The sequence below is a fragment of the Jannaschia helgolandensis genome, assembly GCF_900109285.1.
In the GTDB taxonomy this organism is placed as follows: domain Bacteria; phylum Pseudomonadota; class Alphaproteobacteria; order Rhodobacterales; family Rhodobacteraceae; genus Jannaschia; species Jannaschia helgolandensis.
Window position 1 is genome coordinate 1 of the sequence record NZ_FNZQ01000002.1, and the last position, 19351, is coordinate 19351.

18 protein-coding genes and 1 pseudogene are annotated in these 19351 nt (G+C 56.0%); 10 read left to right on the top strand and 9 right to left on the bottom strand.

Annotation, left to right across the window (positions count from 1 at the left end; translation table 11 throughout):
- Positions 1–178: pseudogene (locus BMY38_RS18700) on the bottom strand (IS256 family transposase); the annotation flags it as partial.
- Positions 179–237: 59 nt separating this feature from the next.
- Between BMY38_RS18700 and BMY38_RS07035 the strand changes: the two are divergent.
- Positions 238–831, top strand: a complete 594-nt coding sequence (locus tag BMY38_RS07035; RefSeq protein WP_245737537.1) for a recombinase family protein — start codon at positions 238–240, stop codon at positions 829–831.
- Positions 832–889: 58 nt separating this feature from the next.
- Here BMY38_RS07035 and BMY38_RS07040 read toward each other — a convergent pair whose 3' ends face one another.
- From BMY38_RS07040 to BMY38_RS07050, 3 genes are read right to left on the bottom strand one after another with little or no spacing between them, the layout of a single operon-like run.
- Positions 890–2320, bottom strand: coding sequence for an exonuclease domain-containing protein (locus BMY38_RS07040; RefSeq protein ID WP_092761315.1), 1431 nt, complete (start codon positions 2318–2320; stop codon positions 890–892).
- Between the two features lie 12 nt (positions 2321–2332).
- Positions 2333–2854, bottom strand: coding sequence for an ImmA/IrrE family metallo-endopeptidase (locus tag BMY38_RS07045; RefSeq protein ID WP_092761317.1), 522 nt, complete (start codon positions 2852–2854; stop codon positions 2333–2335).
- Positions 2851–3207: a helix-turn-helix domain-containing protein gene (locus BMY38_RS07050; protein ID WP_092761977.1), complete on the bottom strand. Its 357-nt coding sequence runs from the start codon at positions 3205–3207 to the stop codon at positions 2851–2853. The genes BMY38_RS07045 and BMY38_RS07050 overlap by 4 nt, the downstream gene beginning before the upstream one ends.
- Positions 3208–4216: 1009 nt before the next feature.
- Here BMY38_RS07050 and BMY38_RS07065 point away from each other — a divergent pair.
- The 4 genes from BMY38_RS07065 (at position 4217) to BMY38_RS07080 (ending at position 9844) form a co-directional block, all read left to right on the top strand.
- The gene (locus tag BMY38_RS07065; protein ID WP_245737538.1) at positions 4217–4696 is read left to right on the top strand and encodes a toll/interleukin-1 receptor domain-containing protein; all 480 of its coding nucleotides are present in this window, start codon (positions 4217–4219) and stop codon (positions 4694–4696) included.
- A 191-nt stretch (positions 4697–4887) separates the two neighbouring features.
- Entirely contained in the window at positions 4888–8166 is a 3279-nt protein-coding gene (locus BMY38_RS07070; RefSeq protein WP_092761325.1) for a histidine kinase, read from the top strand.
- Positions 8163–8627, top strand: coding sequence for a response regulator transcription factor (locus BMY38_RS07075; protein ID WP_139204674.1), 465 nt, complete (start codon positions 8163–8165; stop codon positions 8625–8627). Before BMY38_RS07070 ends, BMY38_RS07075 begins: the two co-directional genes overlap by 4 nt.
- Positions 8624–9844 carry a phosphorylase family protein gene (locus tag BMY38_RS07080; protein ID WP_092761329.1) on the top strand — a complete coding sequence of 407 codons (1221 nt, stop codon included), beginning with the start codon at positions 8624–8626 and terminating at the stop codon, positions 9842–9844. Before BMY38_RS07075 ends, BMY38_RS07080 begins: the two co-directional genes overlap by 4 nt.
- A 301-nt stretch (positions 9845–10145) precedes the next feature.
- Here the strand turns inward: BMY38_RS07080 and BMY38_RS07085 are convergent, their stop codons facing one another.
- Entirely contained in the window at positions 10146–11306 is a 1161-nt protein-coding gene (locus BMY38_RS07085) for a site-specific integrase (RefSeq protein ID WP_092761331.1), read from the bottom strand.
- Positions 11307–11474: 168 nt separating this feature from the next.
- On the opposite strand from BMY38_RS07085, the gene dusA reads away from it, so the two are divergent.
- Entirely contained in the window at positions 11475–12425 is a 951-nt protein-coding gene (dusA, locus tag BMY38_RS07090; protein WP_245737539.1) for a tRNA dihydrouridine(20/20a) synthase DusA, read from the top strand.
- On the opposite strand, the gene BMY38_RS07095 is transcribed toward dusA, so the two are convergent.
- Complete coding sequence (locus BMY38_RS07095) at positions 12401–13591, bottom strand: multidrug effflux MFS transporter (protein WP_342707746.1); 1191 nt, start codon at positions 13589–13591, stop codon at positions 12401–12403. The two genes, dusA and BMY38_RS07095, sit on opposite strands and share 25 nt — an antisense overlap.
- 147 nt (positions 13592–13738) lie before the next feature.
- Here BMY38_RS07095 and BMY38_RS07100 point away from each other — a divergent pair, with 147 nt between their 5' ends.
- A complete protein-coding gene (locus BMY38_RS07100; protein WP_092761335.1) occupies positions 13739–14560 on the top strand; it encodes a sulfite exporter TauE/SafE family protein in 822 nt (273 codons plus the stop codon).
- A 68-nt stretch (positions 14561–14628) separates the two neighbouring features.
- Complete coding sequence (locus BMY38_RS07105; RefSeq protein WP_092761337.1) at positions 14629–15639, top strand: sterol desaturase family protein; 1011 nt, start codon at positions 14629–14631, stop codon at positions 15637–15639.
- A gap of 3 nt (positions 15640–15642) precedes the next feature.
- On the opposite strand, the gene BMY38_RS07110 is transcribed toward BMY38_RS07105, so the two are convergent.
- Genes BMY38_RS07110 through ccmI form a run of 3 tightly spaced genes read right to left on the bottom strand, consistent with a single transcriptional unit; the run spans position 15643 to position 17563 of the window.
- Positions 15643–15897, bottom strand: a complete 255-nt coding sequence (locus BMY38_RS07110; protein WP_092761339.1) for a DUF1289 domain-containing protein — start codon at positions 15895–15897, stop codon at positions 15643–15645.
- Positions 15894–16370, bottom strand: coding sequence for a Holliday junction resolvase RuvX (gene ruvX / locus BMY38_RS07115; RefSeq protein ID WP_092761341.1), 477 nt, complete (start codon positions 16368–16370; stop codon positions 15894–15896). Before ruvX ends, BMY38_RS07110 begins: the two co-directional genes overlap by 4 nt.
- A complete protein-coding gene (ccmI, locus tag BMY38_RS07120; protein ID WP_092761343.1) occupies positions 16367–17563 on the bottom strand; it encodes a c-type cytochrome biogenesis protein CcmI in 1197 nt (398 codons plus the stop codon). The genes ruvX and ccmI overlap by 4 nt, the downstream gene beginning before the upstream one ends.
- Positions 17564–17780: 217 nt before the next feature.
- On the opposite strand from ccmI, the gene BMY38_RS07125 reads away from it, so the two are divergent.
- On the top strand, positions 17781–19025 hold the full coding sequence (locus BMY38_RS07125; RefSeq protein ID WP_092761345.1) for a sarcosine oxidase subunit beta family protein: 1245 nt from the start codon (positions 17781–17783) through the stop codon (positions 19023–19025).
- A 130-nt stretch (positions 19026–19155) separates the two neighbouring features.
- Entirely contained in the window at positions 19156–19323 is a 168-nt protein-coding gene (locus tag BMY38_RS18070; protein ID WP_175495799.1) for a hypothetical protein, read from the top strand.
- The last annotated feature ends 28 nt before the right edge of the window (positions 19324–19351 follow it).

Below are 19351 nucleotides of genomic sequence, written 5' to 3' on the forward strand. Positions count from 1 at the left end.
GGTGGTTAAGTCGTTCGGCCGCGCGTTCATGTGCCTGGGCACCGCACAGTTGGTCCACATCCAATGCCATCAGCCGGTCGGCCACAAACCCCAGCATCTCGGCCAGGATCTGATGATCGGCAGTCTCCGAAAGAAGCGCTTTCAACGCGGCTGTTTCTGATATCGTGCTCTTGGTCATGGGTGATCTCCTTGATCGGTAGGTCAGGTTTCCAACCCAAACCCTACCGGAGAACGTCCATGGCCGCCCGGCAACCCGCGTGGGCTTCGCCTGAGCTACGCGTGGCTCCGCTCAGCCCACGCTACCGTCGGAATTACACCACCACCCGGGGCACTACCCAGATCGGTGCCTTGAACACAGCCAAAGCGGACAAGATCTTTCGTGAAGTTGCGTCGGGCCGGACAGTGAAAGGTCGTCCTCAGTTGGAACGCGCGATCGATGCCTTGGGGATAGGGGACATCCTCGTCATTGCCGAGTGGGACAGGGCGACCAGATCGATGATGGATGGGATCAATATCATCCAACGCGTCGCGGACAGATCAGCGACCGTCAAAGTTTTGGACAAACCCTGGCTCGACCTAACGACCCCAATGGGCAAGGGTATCCTCGCCTTTCTTTCGGCCTTAGCGGAGGACGAGCGTGAACGTATCACTCGACGCGCTAACGAAGGCCGCAAGATAGCCGTTGCAAACGGAACCAAGTTCGGACGCAAACCGAAGCTTACAGAACACCAGCGTCGACTCGCCCGCGAGCGCATGGCCGACGGCGAAACTTGCCGAGCGATCGCACGAGACCTTGGTGTCGCTCACACTACGATTTCGAGATTGCGCTAATTTGAACGCAACCGTCAGAAATTCCAGCAGTCAGCGCAGATCCTCAACCGTTATTGGGTCACCCGCTACTGGTCGGAGCCCCTAAGGTTTCGAGGAATGCGGAGACTTTTGTCGTGCGGATGATGATGTAACCTTTAAGGGCATCCAAAAGTTCGGAGGTTTGCGGGTCGTCTATACCAGCCGCTTCCAACTTTTCGATTTCGTCTAAACATCGGACCAACGAAAAAGGCTTGCCGTCTGGGTCAATCAATCGTTCAGCGGTTTCGTAATCTAGCCTACTAACAACCTGCTTTGGCAAGCAGGAACGAGCTTCAAAAAAGATCAAGCGCGTTCCAAACTCCCGTAACCGCTCATCTTCCATGGTTTGAACTATCTCGAATCTGTCGAGCCATGGTGTCGTGTGGAACTGGCTTGCACGTGCATTGTCTTCATCGCTTAGAAAAGTGCCATGCAGTCTCTCTTCGATGTGCGTCGGTTCTACGAACGGCTCGCGACTATTTGTGTAGACGTCAACAAGGCGGCGCTTCAGCGCGTCATCCTCAGCAACCTTCCTTGCCCGATCTTCTAACGCGTCGATACTAAGGGGCTCTAGTAGGCTTGCAGATGCTTCCCAGAGCGGGGTCATCGTCGGGCCGGTGTTTGTTCGGATTTTTCGGACGGGGCAAGGTCTTAGGGATAGTGTCGAATGCAATTCCTGCGTGGTCAATGCTGCGATCTGATCAAAGTCCAGCCGCAAGTCTACGCAAAGCCGCCCGTTGCCAGGGATGGGGTCTTCACCAATATAGACGACCGGCGTGTGATAAGCTTGGTTTCTAAAAGTCTCTGTGAGTAGAAACCCTTCCTCTGTCGCAATAAACTCTGAAACAGCGGCCTTATTTGAGAAGCGTATGAAGCGTTGCCATAAATCGGGGCACCGTTGCTTGATCAGTTTGCATAGAGACAGTGTTGTCTCTGTGTCGGACATCGCGCTATGGACGTTGCTTGCAGATATACCGTTTGCTGCCGCTAGCTCCGCGAGGCGGAAGATTGGCGTTCCATCGTCGCGCTGTGACACTATGATGGCATCTTGACCGATGGCATCGGCGGCCAACGCTAAGGACAGGACATCATTTCTGCCATTGTTGTGAAAGCTGGTCAAATACGCTGGGTGTAGAGTTTGAAACAGCGCGTGACGGAGCATCTCTTCATCGAATTTGATCGAGTTATAACCAAGGAAAATGGACGGTGACCAACTGCGTAGTTGCGATTCCAGGTGCCGGACCATTTCGTAGTGAGACGGTAGTTCCTTATCGAGAAGCTGTTCTATTGGCAGCCCATTAATAGTCAACGCACTGGGGGATGGAACGATGTTCGGGTTCAGCCTTGAGCGCACCTCAAACCTGTCGATCTCGTCAAGGTTTTCATCAGTTTTGATCGCCGCAAAATGAACGATCTGATCAAAACCTTTGTGAAGTCCAGTTGTCTCAGTGTCGAAGAATACAAACGCCAAAAATAACTATCCTCAAATCAAACTGCCCAAGCGATACTTCATTGCCGAAACACTCACTCGGAATTTTTTTGCCAATTTTTCAACACTTGTATCGTCGTCTATGTCCAGGCCGTCTGGCCCGATTTCCTCGAGTAAGAATTTTTCTGGCATCAAGAGCTCTGAAGCAAATGTATTGGCGTCAATCTCCAACGGATCACTACCCAGAGAAGATATAGGATCACGACGCAAAGCTCGCAGCCCTTTTGAAACATGAACAGTTGCTTGGATTTCGGCAGGGTGTAGGACGTGATGGCCTAGTTCATGTGCCGCCGAAAACCGTTGGCGGTTTGGGTGATGCAGAGCATTAATGCCGATAATCGAAATGCCGTCTTGAGTGTATGCCATTCCGGAAAGCTCCTCATCAAGCGGGGCATATTCAAGCACTATTTTCTTAGATTTAATTATTCGCTCGATGGGGACGGGAATGCGTTTGATGTTAAATTCATCGAGCACTTCTTGCGCTGCTTCTCTTGCCCTAATCTTATCAGGGATCATCGTCCCTGTCTCTTTTGATCACCCTGTCTTAGGGCCTTTTTGATCAAGTCGTTTACGCTCGCTCTGCTTGTCTCTGACAAGGCTTCGCTTGTTTGCATCATATCATTTTCCTCCTGAAATTCTGTTCCAGCTTTCAAAGATGGCAACAAATCCGAAACACTTGCAACATTGAGGGCTGAGGCAATCGCATAAAGGTGATGAAGGGCTACGTTTTGGTGGCCGCGCTCCATATTTGCTATGGACGCACGAGAAAGGCCAGTTCGCGATGCAAGGTCACTTTGTGTCAACTTGAGCTGCTTTCGCCTGGAGGACATATTGCCTCCAAAGGCTGTATAGATGGTATTATTCGACATGGATACTGTTAGCCTTCTAAACGATAGCGTGTCAATGAAGTAAACAATTGTTTGAAATATAAACATGACAATGTTTACATTGACAACCTTTCGTTAACTATGCAGTTTACGACCATGAGATTCGGAGTATTCGGATCAAACCTTATAATGGAAAAAGGATATCAATCATGGCCGTAGAGCATACCCCCACAGGAGAAGTTCATTCAGGTTCAAAAGGTGGCACGACCGGATGTGGTTTCGATACTAAGGAACACTCCAGCCATTGGGTGAACACATCTAAGCGCATCACATGCGATAAGAATGGCTGCAAAAACTAGTGGAGCTGCGTGATGAGCGTGCGTCACTCAAGCTAATAATCGCCAGCTTTTTAAGCAACGGGATGCGCAGGCAGCAACGCATCTGCGCGTCTATTTTAAGCCCATTCTGGGCTTAGGACTCAAAAATTATCCAGTTAAGGAACAGAAAATGGCTACTAGACGTAACACAGAGGTAACTGGGAAACGCGCGGCATCAGCAGCGTCAAAAGTTTTGCGAAGCCCCACGGCCAGTAAAGCCGCCAAGAGCGCAGCTGGCTCGGCATTGACGCAAGTGCGGAGCAAAGCCGGTGTCAATGAAGTCACAAGCAAAAGGGCTGCTAGTGCTGCTTCCAAGACGCTTCGGAACCCCAGCGCTTCAAAAGCGGCAAAGTCCGCTGCAGGATCTGCATTGACTCAGCGTCCAGGCCGCAAGCGTTAACCATTATTACAAGTTTTCAAATCGTCCACATCGGTGAAGAAAGAAGATAAGAATGGCAAGATGTACTGCACCAAGAAATGGCCATCGCACAGCGAGCGGGCGAGAGAACTGCCCCGCATGTCGTAGCGGCTCTCGCGGCTATAGGTCGTACTCATCCCCATATTCTTCGCGATCTTACTCCAGCCCAGGTTACAGTGGTGGTGGGCGGAGCAGCGGCGGCGGTTCCAGTTCTGGTGGTAGCAGGCCTAGTTGGTCACCCTCTGGTTCGTCTGTCATGTACACGACTGCAGAGGTGAGGGCACTCACTCCAATCCGCCGCAGTGTCGAGGCACGAACACCTCCGCCTGATCCTCGTGACGTGTTTCTCTGTCATGCGTGGGACGATCGTGGAGGGGCTGCCAAAGAACTGCACGATTTGTTGGAGTCTCGGAATGTCTCAGTCTGGTTTAGCGAGAAGGATGTCCTCCTTGGTTCGACGTTGCTGCGGGAAATCGACAAGGGGCTCGTAAAATCGCGTGTCGGGGTCGTTCTGGTAACGCCTGCGTTGCTGGAACGCCTTCAAGGGGAAGGTATCGCCGACAAGGAGCTCTCGGTTCTTCTGGCGACCGACCTACTCGTTCCAATCGTGCACGACACAACATATGAAGCGCTTCGCGACGTCAGCCCTATGTTAGCCTCTCGAAGTGGTTTGAGCACTGCAGAAGGGACAATGACTAACGTTGCGGCTAAGCTTGCAGAGTTAATTTCCCTGTAACCTATGGGTTAATAATGCTCAGTTTTGATTTAGGTTAGCTTATTGCGTCGCATCCAAATCTGTATAGAGGTGAGTTGGTTTTGGGATTGAACGCCCAGTGCAATAAATGCGAGAGTTTGCACTCTGTGTTCGCCAAGTGGCTAGATTACGTTCTTGTTAGATGCTGAGCAAAGTGACCCCATTTACACAAGATGATTTTCAATGCCCCGCAGCCGAAAAACAACCAGATCCCGAAAATCAGCCTCAGAAACATCGTCCGTGGGTCGACTGGTGCAACCTATGCAATTGAGGCAATGAAGCAGGCCACCAACCCAACCGAAATGACCGAGATGGCGCTATGGTTAAGGCGTCACTTCCGATTATCTCCATATTTTAAATACCTAATGCCAAGGAACCCTTCAAATGTTGGGGGGCTAAGCCTCGGGTCCACACAAGACGTTTTGAACGAACTGATGTGGGCAATTGGCATACTTTCTGCTGAACAGAAAATATTGAAGGGATATATTCCCCAAAAGGCGTTGCTGGATAGTTTGATGGCTGACGGCGATTATGAAGCAGCCAGTGTTTGCCTTGATAATGTGGTGAAACTAACTGGTTGGTCCCATCTCGCCTTAGGGATGAAATGTTACTTGATTGGTCAAACCGAAGGTTTGGAGGCGCAAAAATCCTGGATTGCTAGTCAAGTCTTTGAACGTACGAGTGCGCCTGTAGTCTTCTTTGCCTACTGGATTGGTGTTAGAACCGAACCCGCGGGCGAACCTTTGGTTTTCGAGCGATCAATAAAGCAGTACATTGATAGCACCATGGACGAAGAAGAGCGTGTCTTTCTTCTGCATATCATGTTGGGAGAACCGGCTCCGGCAGCTTCTGAAGCCCTGCTGCTCAGACAACTCCAAAACCAGTCTGTTGTAGACCTATACGAAGGATTGGTTTCTCAATCCATCGCGGCCGCGTCAGACTTCCGAGATTCATCGCAGCATTTTTATGAAGCCTTCTTGCCGTTTATGTCAGAGATTGGTGACCCGCGTGCGGTAAGTATCGCAGCGGCGATGGGGGACGAGAGAGCATTTGCTAGTCTAAGGTCGATGTTGTCTGAATGGACACCATCCCAAGAACTCAACTTTGCCAGGACACTTGGACTAGAACCTATCAGTAAGGGGCCCGAAGCCTTCAAAAAATTGGTTCATTCTTTTTGCAATGACGCTTTGAATGACAGAGAGCTTCGATCATCGCTAGGAATGACGGCATATTCGGCAGTCTGGAGCACATTTAGTCAGTACGCTGCCACTGCTTATCGCCTTAAGTCGACCACATCGCTTGAAGAAGCTATATTTCAGTACCGTATTCGCTTTGTACACGACGGTGGCCTAGACCCGTTTCTTTGTGGCTTGTTGCATCCTGCTGTAGTTGCAGAGCATATCGATGAGGCTCAATTTGAAAGTAACGGCAGGCACGTCGAGCTTTTTGAGCTTGGGCGAGCTCTTGCTGCCCATGACCATTCCTCAATCCAAGGAAATTGCCGAAATCTTACCCACAGCATAGGGCGCGAAGACCCGGAACTGCTTAGGCTTGAGGTTATCTCGCATATTGAGGAAGGTTCATTACTTCCTTTGATCAAACGGCTTCATCCGTTGATCTCGACATCTCCTGAATTGATCCAATGGTTGCCGTATTCAAAGATCGCAGACGCGATGACAGACGATGTGATCCGTCAACTCGGACAGCATCCAGAAACAGCAGTTTTACTCGCGCACGTCGTACCCTTCACGGGTGAACAAATACGATCTCAGTTGATCTTTGCAATCGAACACTTTCTTTCCTCGATGGGGTGCGATCGGGCTTCAGAGCTTGATCCGGAATTCGTTCGATCTAACCCAGCGGTCAAGGAGTTGATCTTATTGGGTTGCAAGATGGATACTCTTGCTCTTTCGCTATGTTACGAAGATGGCGATGAAATGCAGTCTGAAAGGATTTCCGAGCTACAGTTGCTCGCCTCAGTCGATGATGAGCTGGCCACTCAATGCAGCGAGGAGATCGAAGAGATTGTCCGTTCTCAAGAGATTGCAAACGCAATCGATAAGCTTAAGACCGGCAAAATCAACTGCGACGAAAATCAAATTCAGGCATGGGCAAGAGAAAGCCTTTCTGGGAAGTTTGACGGGTTTCGAGCCTTCGTAGATGCGGGGATTCTGCCAACGACACCCGGACTGGCAAAGGAACTTTTGGTCGCCATTCGCGAGGGTAGCGCGTCAACGCTGATTTTCGAAGTACCTAAAAATGAAGCGGCTTCGATTGCTCAAGAGTTAGTGGGTGATTTGATAGCAGCTTACAGTTTTGACCCCGTTTTTGGTTTGAATAGTTACCTAAGTTTGAGAGTCCGCCATGGGACAGTGTCTGGGCAAATCAGGCGATCGTGGACTGAGGAACGGCTTCTTACAACAGCCGACAGTGATGGTGATCGCTATGAGTTGAATGAGCATTGGTTTGAGATACTTAGGGAGTCATTGCCTGTCGACCAGGCGGCTTTGATCGGCAGACTTTTAGGTGACTTTTCCCGCGATCTTGATCAAGCGATCACGGGATTAACGGACGAAAAAATTCAAATTCTTAGTAAGGCCAAACCAGACGGGATTATTGCTACTGGCTTGGCCGATATTGTAAAATTGAGCTTCTATGATGATGCGTCCAGTTTAGAGACATTTGATGAGTTTTTGGCCGGTTTCTCTTCGTTGTTTTGGTCGAATTTGGACACCACATTGGAGGGTACTAGAAAATACTTGGGGCAAGAATTCCGCTCCGAGCTCGAAGTGATGTTTGATCAGCTTGACCAAGAAATCTCACGCATCACGTCGATGGCTCGTGTTCCGCCACTTTCTGATGCCATTACAAGAGCTAGACTGACAACCAATCAGTCGGTGGACGAAATGTTGGATTGGTTTCGAGGCTCAAGGCCGGTTGATACAGACCCGTTCCCTATTCAAGATCTAGCGAGTATCAGTCTCGAAATCGTTAAACGACTAAACCCTGAGTTTGATCCCATCTTAGTGGTCACTGGGGATACGGACTTTGTGGCTGTGTCGGCATTATTCCTGTTTACCGACGTCTTTTTTGTTCTGTTTGACAACGCTCAAAAACACTCTGGCTTCCGAAGGCCATCGATATCGATAGATGTCGAAGTCACAGCGCAGAAGTTGCTCAGAGTTGTTTTCTCCTCCGATTGCTCTGAAATTGAAACGGCCGGGAGGGAAGCAACGAAAGCTAATACAATGATATCAAATCGAGAATACACTTCCGGCCTCGCGGCAGAAGGTGGCACCGGGCTAGCAAAAATCGCGAAAATTGTTGAAAACTCAAGATCACAAGTTCCGTTGCAGGTTTCAGTTACTGAGCAACCTGACAAATTTGTGGTAGCTATGGAGTTTTCGTACGTCGATCTTGGAGAGACCAAATCTATGGGGGAGCTAGAGTGACACAAGTCCTTTTGGTCGAAGACGATGAAAACAAGCGTTCAAGGATAACTGATTACTACTGCGAGCGATTTCCAAGAGACGCATTTACCTACGCCGATGCTATGGTAACGGGCCTTAGAGCAGCTCGCGAGATTAGGCCCGACTTGATAATTTTGGACATGACACTTCCCAACTATTCGATATCGGCAGCACAGGGCTACAATCCTATGCGGCCCTTTGGTGGACGTGATTTCCTTAGGCAGCTCTTGCGTCTTGACCTTGTTACTAAGGTAGTGATTGTGACTCAGTTCGAAACCTTTGGGTCACCACCCAATTTGGTGAACCTTTCCGGTCTGGATGACGAATTACGTCGGGAATTTGATCCCGTCTATTTAGGATCGATTTACTACCATGCCTCGAAAGCGTCCTGGCAAGCGGAGTTAAGTATGTATCGAGAAACGTTAAAGCCGGAGAGCGAATGAGAATCCTTATCGTTGATGATGACCAGAAGAAGGTCAGGGAGATTTTGAAGGTCTTTTCAAAGGCAGGCATATCTGAAGATGCTATTGATACTTCAGGGTGCGTTGTTGGTGCGGTGGAGCTGCTCAAAAAGCACGAGTATGGACTGTTAGTCTTAGATCTAGTTTTGCCCATTCGGCTGTCAGATGAGCCAAGTGAAACTGGAGGCAGCCGGCTTCTCACTGAACTCGACAGAAATGAGGGACTGAATCGTCCCGAACACATTGTTGGTCTGACGGTCAGCTCGGAAGCGCTCGCGAAGGCCGAACCTGAGTTCAGTAGAGGCCTTTGGAGTATTGCGAGATACGGCACAGATGCGATTGAGTGGAAGGACGCGCTTACGGAGAAGGCGCGATATCTACTGGCACGCAACGCTGCGGATGAAGCAGAAGTAATAACTGAATGTGACGTCCTCTTCATTTGCGCTTTGGCCCGGCCAGAACTAAGCCAACTCAAAGTCGCGGTATCTTCAAATTTTGAAGAACTTCAGATCGTAGGAGATCATACACGGTACTTTGAGGCGGAGGTTGAGATCGATTCAGGGAAATCCGGTCGGATTGTTGCCTGTTCAGCTCCGTCGATGGGCTTAACTGCTGCGGCGGCGTTAGCCACAAAGGCATGCGCACATTTCAAACCAAAAATTGTTGTCATGACCGGGATTTGTGCGGGAAGAAAAGGCGAAGTTCAATTTGGAGAGTGCATTGTGGCATCGACGACGTGGGATTATGGGAGCGGTAAATTTATCGGGTCTGAGATGGGTGTTCAATTTTTTGCAAATCCATATCAGTTACCAATCGATCCACGTGCTCAATCGGCGGCAGAAGCAGTTCTGGGCGACCAAGCCGGGCTTGATAGGATTCATGACAGTTTTCAGGGTGCAAAGCCAGATAGCAGGCTTAGGGGAACCTTGGCACCGTTAGCGAGCGGTGCGGCTGTCCAAGCCAACGGAGAATTTTTCGAAGCGCTGGCGCAAAAGCAAGTTAGAAAAGTTGCAGGAATTGACATGGAGGCATTTGCCGTTTGTTGGGCGGCACGAGAGGCTACGGAGCCTAAGCCGATTTGCATAATCGCGAAGAGTGTAGCTGATTTCGCTGACGAGGAGAAAGCGGATGGAATGCAAGAGTATTGTTCCTTCACCAGTGCTGCAATCGCTCTCAATATTGCTCGGCGTCTCCTCTAGAATTCAGCTTTCTGGAACCAAGGTTTGGTTGACCAGAATTTTTGGCAACTTTGGTCAATGTGGTGCACGGTTCATATACGGAGGCTTCTAAGCGTGAAAATTTGGGCTAAAGCAACTTTGCACGCCAAGGTGTACTGAATTTGGCGGCCTCGGTAACCGACGATAGTTTTGAGCGGGTAGGGTTGCTATTAGGTCGGAAAATCTCTCAAATTTTACTAGATGATCAAAATCGCATAATAGTCAGTATGGTTTATGTGGATTCATCCCAGCGCTGTAACTTGCACCTAGAACCTTACTTCGGCTAGACGCCTCTGTCTGAGCGACGTTTCCGTGGGAACTGGCCATTCCGAACCAATTTAAGCGCGTTGTCCCGCTTCGTGACTTCAGCCAGCCAAGTCCAATCAGCGTACTTGTCGCCAGTTTGACGTAGGTGCGTATAGCGCTTTAGTGACGTCCAAGACCGATGGCCTGAATTGGCGGCAACGTACGGAATATTGAGGCCAAGCTCGAACAGCCGTGAAACTCCGTCATGCCGCAGATCGTGAAAGTGCAGTCCCTCTATTTCCAGCAGTTTGCAGGCACGCGTGAACGCCGCGCTGATGGCATCCGTCGAGTATGGGAATATCTCGTCTTCTATCAATGGCATCGCTTCGATGATCGCCAGGGCCTGTTCTTGCAGATCACACCAGACGTCGTTGCCGATCTTTTCGCCAGGGTTCTTCATGTCCCGGACCAATATGCGTTTGCCTTCCACGTCGAGGTCCTTCCAGCGGATGCGGACGATCTCTTCCTGCCGTCGGGTGGAAAAGATGGCAAAAGCGATGATCCGGTGCATGGGGATTGACGTGGGGCGACGTCGCGAGCGGTCGAGGAAGTGTTGCATCAGTTGGTCTAGCTCATCGAGCGTGGGACGCCGATCTCGTTCGCGGCTCTTGCCGGTGATACCCAGTTTGTCCGCCACTTTCCGGGCGTCCTCCATAGCCTGCGCGTTTAGTGGAAAGCCCCATGCGGGTCTGGCGATGGAGAACACCGCGCCGAGATGCGAAAGGTAGTTGGAGACTGTTTGAGGCTGAACGCCACTATTGAGCTTTTCTTGCGCAAATTCGACGATGTCAGCGCTGGTTATCGCGTCACAATGTTGGTCCGCGATATCAAACGTCTTGATGCTCTTCAGGACCTGGGTCTTGGTCCGGCCGATCTGTTTGATGCTCTCTTGGACATACCTGTCGATGGCATCGCTCAGGGTCGGTGTCTTCTTGCTTTTCGGTTGAGTTTTGAGCGCATCAAGGGCGCCGGGTCGCGCCAGACTTTCTTCGCGATTTTCGATCCAAGCCGCAGCAGTTGATCTGCGCTCGAATGTCTGACTTTCGCGAAGTAAGACTTTACCTTGCCGCATCACTGAGATTTGAGCGAGCCAAGCTATGGTGCCATTCTTGCGACGACGCTTTATGATGGTTCCCATGATTTACAACATGGCCTTTCATTTTACAACACGTGTTGTAAATGTAGCAGATAATGGGCCTAAATGGCAATATATCGAACATAGACGAACTTGAACACTCGGAGATAAGTATTGGAAAAGGCGGTAAAATCGCAGCTTGGCGTAAGTAGCAGATTATCCGTGGCTCCGATGATGGATTGGACCGACAGGCACTGCCGGGCCTTCCACCGTGTCCTGTCGCGTGAAGTGTTGCTTTATACGGAAATGGTCACGGCTGCGGCGCTGGTGCGGGGCGGGGCGACGCATCTGCTGGCCTACGGCACGGAAGAACACCCGGTCGCGCTACAACTTGGCGGCAGCGATCCGGCGGAACTGGCCGAGGCGACCGCGATGGCCGTGGCATATGGCTATGCCGAGGTGAACCTGAACGTCGGTTGCCCGTCCGACCGGGTGCAATCTGGCTGCTTTGGCGCAATCCTGATGGAACGACCCGGTCTGGTGGCCGATTGCCTGTCGGCCATGGTGCAGGCGGCAGGCGATATTCCGGTCACGATGAAATGCCGTCTAGGCGTCGACGAGCAGGACCCGGCCACCGTGCTTCCGGACCTGTTGGCACGGATGGAGGATGCGGGGGTGGGTCGCGTCACTGTCCATGCGCGCAAGGCCTGGCTGCAAGGCCTCAGCCCCAGAGAGAACCGGGACATCCCGCCGCTTGACTATGATCTGGTCCATGCGATGAAGCTGCGCTTTCCGGCGCTGAATCTCTCGATCAACGGCGGCATCGCGACGCTGGATGACGCGCTGGAGCATTTGAAAGTCGTGGATGGTGTGATGATCGGGCGAGCGGCCTATCACGACCCTGGCGCGGTCCTGTTGCAGGCCGACAGCCGCATTTTCAATCGGCCCGACCCTTGCCCCGACCGGGTGACGGCAGCCTTGCGGATGATCCCGCACATCGAGGCGCATCTGTCCGACGGCGGCAAGCTGGGTCAGGTGACGCGACACATGCTGGGCCTGTTCGCCGGTCTGCCTGGCGCGCGCGGCTGGCGGCGGACCTTGTCGGAGGGCGCAGCGAAGCCCGGCGCCGGAGCGGACGTGGTGCGCACGGCGCTGGATCACGTGGCGACGGTGGCGGCCTGAACCGGGACCAGCCGTGCCAAACCCGCCGACAGCACCCCGCACAGGGCGATGACCGCGATCATCGGCACGGCGGTTCCGTCAAAAAACGGACCGGCGACGGCGACCATCGCGCCGCCCGTGACCATCTGCAACGTGCCGCCGAGCGACGACGCCAGCCCCGCGATTTCGCCCTGATCGTCCAGCGCCATGACCATCACCGACGGAATCACGAAACCCAGGCAGAAATTGCCCGCGACCAGCAGGCCGACAATCACGGGCAGGGGGGCCAGACCGGCTAGCGCCAGTCCCAGCAGCAGGACCGTGCTGGCCGCAAATCCGGTCGTCGCGCCGCGCACGACCCGGCCCATGCCCCAACGGTTGCCCGCATTCGAGGCCAACTGGCTGCCGGTGAAGAATCCGGCGGCGTTGATCGCGAAGGCCAGCGAAAAACCCGTCGGCGACAGGCCGAATTCGCCGGTATAGACAAAACTGGCCGAGGCGATGAAGACAAAGAAACTGGCCATGCCGAAGGCGCCCACGAAGGTCAGCACCATGAACCCGCGATGCCGCAGCAGATATCCGGCATCCGCCAATAACCGGGCGGGCGCGATGGGGCGGCGGCGCGCCGGGGTCAGCGTTTCCGGCAAAGCCAGCGCCGTGACCGTCAGGCTGATGGTCCCCGCGACGGCCATCACCCAGAAGATCGCGCGCCAGTCCGCCACCAATATCACCATCGATCCTGCCAACGGAGCCAGCATCGGGGATACGGAAATCACCAGCATGACCATCGCCATCAGCCGCGTCGCTTCCGTTCCGGTGGACCAGTCGCGGATGATCGCGCGGGGAATGACCATCACCGCCGCAGCACCCAGGCCCTGCATTGCTCGCGCCGCCGTCAGGTTCGTGATATCGGGCGCCAGCGCGGCCCAGACAGACGCCAGAAGATAGACGCCAAGACCGAAATACAGCGGCAGCTTGCGCCCCGCGGAGTCGGCCCAGGGACCATAGACCAGCTGCGCCAGACCGAAGCACAGGAAGAACGCAATCAGTGTTGTCTGTGTCCCGGCGATTGTGCTGGCCAGATCTTCTGCGATGGCGGGCATGGCAGGAAGATACATGTCGATGGCGAAGGGCCCGACGGCGGACAGCAGGCCAAGAATCGCGGCGCGGCGGAACATCTCGGACATCGGGAAACCTTTCGTGGGGGTGGCGTCCGGTTGAACCCGTAGCGCAGAGAGGTCAAGATCCGACGCGGACGCTGCCGATAATCGCCACTGGTAGCAGGCCGGGCTGGGTTGTAGACGCCGCGGGACACAAACCAACGGACCATGCCGATGCCAGACCTCGCCACCTTTCTTCCGCTCGTCGCGTTTCTGATGGTTGTGGGGGCCTTCGCGGGCGTCCTTGCCGGATTGCTGGGGGTCGGGGGCGGCATCGTTCTGGTGCCTTCTTTTTATTATGTCTTCCAGATTCTTGGCTATGACGGGCCCAATATCATGCAGGTTTGCGTTGCAACCTCGCTGGCCACAATCGTCGTGACCAGCCTGCGGTCTGTGCGCGCCCATCATGCCCGGGGCGCGGTCGAGGTTTCGATCCTGCGCGGCTGGGGCGCGGGCATCGTCGGGGGGGCTTTGGTCGGCTCTCTGGTGGCAACGCAGCTTCGGTCGGAAACGCTGACTGCTATCTTCGCGGGGCTGGCCCTGATCGTGGCATTCTACATGGCGTTTTCTCGCCCGCACTGGCGGCTGGCCGACACCATGCCGACGGGGGCAAAGCGATATCTGTATTCGCCTGCCGTCGGCTTCGCCTCGGTCCTGATGGGCATCGGCGGCGGCAGCTTCGGGGTGCCGCTGATGACGTTGCACGGCGTGCCGATCCACCGCGCGGTCGCCACCGCGGCGGGTTTCGGACTGCTGATCGCGGTGCCAGCCGTCCTGTTGTTTCTGATCCTGCCCACGTCTGGCCTGCGCCCGCCGATGACCATCGGTCTGGTCAACATACCGGCCTTCCTGATCGTAATTGCCATGACCCTGCTGACGGCCCCACTGGGCGCGAGACTGGCCCATTCGATGACCCCGGCCCCGCTCAAGCGCGTCTTCGCGGTCTTTCTGTTCCTCGTGGCGCTGAACATGCTGCGCAAGGTCTTTGCGGGCTGACGCTTATGGCTTGACTTCGGGTCACCTTGCGATCTGATGCACTGGCACAAGGGATCGGAGGGGGCCACATGGACGATACGCAAATCGGCGAGCGTGACCGGCGCGGCGATTGGGCCCCCAAGGCGCGCATCGCCTATCCCCCGGTGCTGACATGGCCAGCAAAACCGGTCGCCGCGCTGCGCTGGATCTTTGGCTGGCCGGGGTATTTCATGCCCTGGAACATGCTGTATTTCCTGGTCGCGCTGGTCGTCTGGGTGTACCTCAGCCCGCCGATGCAGGCGATGGCTGACCTCGACCCGCTGTGGATCGCGTATCTGCTGGCGCGCAACGCCGCCATTGTCGCCGTGTTTTTCGGGGCGTTCCATTTGCGGCTCTACGTCCAGCGGGCACAGGGCGACCGCTTCAAGTTCAATGCCCGCTGGCCGTCGCGCGACAGCGGGCAGTTCCTGTTCCGCAACCAGACGCTCGACAACCTGACATGGACCTTTGCCAGCGCCATTCCGATCTGGACCGCGTTCGAGGTGCTGATGCTCTGGGTCGCGGCGAACGGCTATGTGCCGCAGGTGACCTTCGTTGACAATCCAGTTTATTTTGTTGTCCTTCTGGTGCTTGTTCCGGTTCTGCGCGATCTGCATTTCTATGCCATCCACCGGGCAATCCACTGGCCACCGCTGTATCGGATGGCGCACAATGTGCATCATCGCAACGTCAATCCCGGTCCATGGTCCGGCCTGTCGATGCACCCGATCGAACACATACTTTATTTCTCCGGCGTGCTGGTCTTCCTGCTGATCCCGTTCCACCCGCTGCACGTGCTTTCTGTGCTGATCCACACCGCACTCAGCCCCGCGCCGGGCCATGCCGGGTTCGAACGTATCGAGGTCGGCGACAAGACGTCGATCAAGACGCATTGCTACGCCCATTACCTCCATCACAAATATTTCGAGTGCAATTACGCCGACGGAATGTTCCCGCTGGACCGCTGGTTCGGTACGTTCCACGACGGCTCACCCGAGGCGAAGGCCCGCATGAAAGAGCGTCTGCGCAATCGCAGCAGGGCCAGGACGCGCCCGACCTGACGGTCAGCCACCGCGTTTCAACCGGGCCGCACGACCGCCTCGCCGCACAGGGGCGGCGGCCTCGGCACGGGCGGGAAGGGCATCCATGATCGCGCGGCGGGCTTCGGACGTCATGCGGGACCATTCCCCGATTTCGTCCATGGTTCTATGACAGCCCATACATAACCGCGTTTGCGGATGGACCACGCAAAGTTTCACGCAGGGACTTTCGATTTCGGAACGGCTCCAGACGCCATCGGATGTCGGATCATGAGTCACAGGGCGGCTCCGATATGGCGCAGACGGTCCAGCGCGCCTTGCAGGATAAACCCGGCGGCGACGTGATCTATGACCTCTGCGCGACGCTTTCGAGACGTATCCGCCTCCAGCAGGATGCGTTCGGCAGCCACCGTCGACAGACGTTCGTCCCAGTATCCGATGGGTGTATCGATCCGCCGTGCCATGTTGCGGGCGAAGGCGCGGGTGGCTTGACCGCGCGGCCCCTCGCTGCCGTCCATGTTCAGTGGCAGGCCAAGGATGATGCCGACGACCGTTCGCGCCGTCAGCAGCGCCTCGATTGCGACGGCATCGGCGGTGAACTTGGTGCGGCGGATCGTCTGCAATGGCGTGGACACGCTGCGGAAGGTATCGCTGACGGCCACCCCGACGGTCTTGGTCCCAAGGTCCAGCCCCATCAGCGCTCCGTGCGGGGGCAGGGCGGCGGCGAACCCTTCGATGGTCTCGTGGATCAAGGGTTGATCCCGGCACGGTCTGCGGCGCGGGCCAGCGTGTCCAACGCCCCCCGGTCGGCGGCGAACACGGTCTTTGCCTCGGCATAGACGGTCGCGGCAGCATCGGTGCGTCCCAGCACGCCGTAGGAGGTGATCAGCCGCGCCCATTCCTCCGCCGTCCCGCCCTCGCTCGCCAACCGTTCGGACAGGCCCTGTACCATGTTGCCGATCATCTCGATCCGATCCTGCGGGGTCATGTCGCCCGCCGCCTCGATATCATCCACCGACGGTCCGCGCGGCTGCGGCAGCTCATCAAGCGGGGTCGGGTCGCCCGCCAGAACCGAAATTTCTTCGATCTGGGCATAGATCGGGTCCAGCCAGGGGTCACCCGGTGCGCTTTCGGCAATCAAGCCGCGCCAGATTCCAAAGGCGCGATCCGGGCGACCGCCCTGCGCATACATCAGCCCCGCATAATATCGCGCTGTGCCGTTTGCCCGGTCGCGGCGCACCGCCTCGGACAGCGCGGTCTCGGCCTGGGGCGAGACATAGCCGCCCGCTGCCAGAATCATCAGCTCGGCCAGCAGGGCGAATTCCTCGGCCCCGGCCTCCTCGCCCAGAATGGCGATTACCCGGTCCTGCGATTGCCAGGCCGCCTCCAGATCGCCAAGTCCCGCTTGTGTCTGCACCGCCAGCCGCCAGCCCCGCAGGTCGTCGGGACGGGCCGCCAAAACCTGCTTCAACTCCTCGGCCAGACGGGTCACGTCGGCGCGGCTGTCGTCGATCTCGTCGGGCACGGCAGCCTCGGCACGGGTCTGGTCGGGGCGCGCGGCACGCGCCTCCTCGATCCGCAGAATGCGCCCTTGCAGGGGGTAATCCGGCTTGCCCGGTGTGCCGATCCAGAAATAGATGCCCAGCGATACGGCGATCACCGGCACCCCGATCAGGCCCAGTCCCAGCCAGGAATTGCCGCTCCCGCGCACGCCGTCGTCGCGGACCCGGTCGGCGGCCAGAAGACGGCGCGCCACTTCGGTGCGGGCGGCCTCGGCCTCCTCCGGGTCCAGGGTTCCGCGCGCCGCGTCCCGCTCCAGCTCGCGGAGCTGATCGCGGTAGACATCCACGTCAGGACGAACGCCCGGTCCGGCACCGCCGCGCAGCGCAGCCGCCATCACAAGAATACAAGCCGCAAGAAGCAGCGCCACGACAATCCAGAACATCAGCAATCCACCCGGTCTATCATTTCGCTCCTCTAACGGTCTTGGAGCGGCGACAGAAGCCCCCCTTGCGGCTTCGTGATCGGACGGTCTAGGCCATGCGAAACGGCCTCGGAAAGGGACCGATGTCGCGGATGTTCACAAACATGCCGCTGTGCCCATATTGCCTGCGCCAAGATCGGGGCAAACCGGGCCAACGTATCGAGGGGAGCCTTTGCGCATGCGACGTTTTTCCGCCTTTGCCATCGCCCGCGAAGCCCTCCGCAACCACGAGGGCTGGGGCCGTACCTGGGCCAGGCGACCGCCGGGCAAACGCTATGACGTCATTATCGTCGGTGCGGGCGGGCACGGGCTGGCCACGGCGTACTATCTTGGCAAGAACCATGGCATCACCAATGTCGCGATCCTTGAAAAGGGCTGGCTGGGCGGCGGTAACACCGGGCGCAACACGACAATCATCCGCTCGAACTACCTTCAGGATCCGTCGGCGGCGATCTACGAAAAGGCGCGCTCGCTCTATGAGGGCCTGTCACAGGAACTGAACTACAACATCATGTTCTCGCCGCGCGGCGTCATCATGCTGGCCCAGACCCATCACGAGGTGCGGGGCTATAAGCGCACGGCCCATGCCAATTCGCTGCAAGGCGTGACCACCGAATGGATTGGACCGCAGCGCGTCAAACAGCTCTGCCCGATCATGAACATCGAAGGGCCGCGCTACCCCGTCCTTGGCGGTTTGTGGCAGGCCCGTGGCGGCACCGCACGCCACGACGCGGTGGCCTGGGGCTACGCCCGCGCCTGCACCGACATGGGCATGGACATCATTCAGAAATGCGAAGTCACCGGCATCGCGCAATCGGGCGGCAAGGTTACAGGTGTGCAGACGACGCAAGGCGATATCGCCTGTGGCAAGCTGGGCCTGGTGACGGCAGGTCATTCCGGCGTTCTGGCGCAGATGGCCGGGTTCCGCCTGCCGCTGGAGTCGGTCGCGCTGCAGGCCCTGGTGTCCGAGCCGATCAAGCCCTGCATGGATGTCGTCGTCATGGCCAACACCGTCCACGGCTACATGAGCCAGTCCGACAAGGGTGAAATGGTGATCGGCGGCGGAACCGACGGTTATAACAACTATACCCAACGCGGCAGCTTCCAGCATATCGAGGAGACGTTGCGCGCCCTGGTCGAAACCTTCCCGATGATATCGCGTCTGAAAATGCTGCGCCAATGGGGGGGAATCGTTGATGTGACGGGTGACCGCTCCCCGATCCTGTCGAAAACTCCGGTGGACGGTCTCTTTGTCAACTGCGGCTGGGGCACGGGCGGCTTCAAGGCGATCCCCGGATCGGGCTGGGGCATGGCCGAGTTGATGGCGAAGGGTCATTCCCCTCTGACAGCCGCCTTCGGCATGGAGCGATTCCGCGAGGGTCGGTTCATCGACGAATCTGTCGCCGCCGGGGTGGCGCACTGATGGCCGGTTCCTTGTGCGCCGTGCGCAATACTTCACGACACTTTGAAACACTGTGTCGCAGGACTAGGCGAAACCTATGGCAGACTCTATGTGTTAAGGATTACCTGTTTTCTTACTTAGGCCAACTGCCATGGCTCGCATTTTACCCAGACGCCTTCCGCGCGGTATCAACTTCCTTCTCGGCGGTATTGTCGTCGCCGTTGGTTTCATCATGTTCGCGCTTCTGGGCGGATCGTTCGACCTTGGAGTCGGCGGTGCGCCTGAAGTTCGGATCGAAGCCAGCTCCGCGACGCAATAACAGCCTGACACCGGGCACCTCCGCCCAT

Coding starts and splice junctions, on each gene's coding strand:
- BMY38_RS07095 (WP_342707746.1), bottom strand. CDS start 13,591: ATGTCCGAGATGTTCCGCCGCGCCGCGATTCTTGGCCTGCTGTCCGCC.
- ccmI (WP_092761343.1), bottom strand. CDS start 17,563: ATGTTCTGGATTGTCGTGGCGCTGCTTCTTGCGGCTTGTATTCTTGTG.
- BMY38_RS07070 (WP_092761325.1), top strand. CDS start 4,888: ATGATTTTCAATGCCCCGCAGCCGAAAAACAACCAGATCCCGAAAATC.
- BMY38_RS07035 (WP_245737537.1), top strand. CDS start 238: ATGGCCGCCCGGCAACCCGCGTGGGCTTCGCCTGAGCTACGCGTGGCT.
- BMY38_RS07065 (WP_245737538.1), top strand. CDS start 4,217: ATGTACACGACTGCAGAGGTGAGGGCACTCACTCCAATCCGCCGCAGT.
- BMY38_RS07085 (WP_092761331.1), bottom strand. CDS start 11,306: ATGGGAACCATCATAAAGCGTCGTCGCAAGAATGGCACCATAGCTTGG.
- dusA (WP_245737539.1), top strand. CDS start 11,475: ATGATGGATTGGACCGACAGGCACTGCCGGGCCTTCCACCGTGTCCTG.
- BMY38_RS07105 (WP_092761337.1), top strand. CDS start 14,629: ATGGACGATACGCAAATCGGCGAGCGTGACCGGCGCGGCGATTGGGCC.
- BMY38_RS07125 (WP_092761345.1), top strand. CDS start 17,781: ATGCGACGTTTTTCCGCCTTTGCCATCGCCCGCGAAGCCCTCCGCAAC.
- BMY38_RS07100 (WP_092761335.1), top strand. CDS start 13,739: ATGCCAGACCTCGCCACCTTTCTTCCGCTCGTCGCGTTTCTGATGGTT.
- BMY38_RS07050 (WP_092761977.1), bottom strand. CDS start 3,207: ATGTCGAATAATACCATCTATACAGCCTTTGGAGGCAATATGTCCTCC.
- BMY38_RS07080 (WP_092761329.1), top strand. CDS start 8,624: ATGAGAATCCTTATCGTTGATGATGACCAGAAGAAGGTCAGGGAGATT.
- BMY38_RS18070 (WP_175495799.1), top strand. CDS start 19,156: ATGGCTCGCATTTTACCCAGACGCCTTCCGCGCGGTATCAACTTCCTT.
- BMY38_RS07045 (WP_092761317.1), bottom strand. CDS start 2,854: ATGATCCCTGATAAGATTAGGGCAAGAGAAGCAGCGCAAGAAGTGCTC.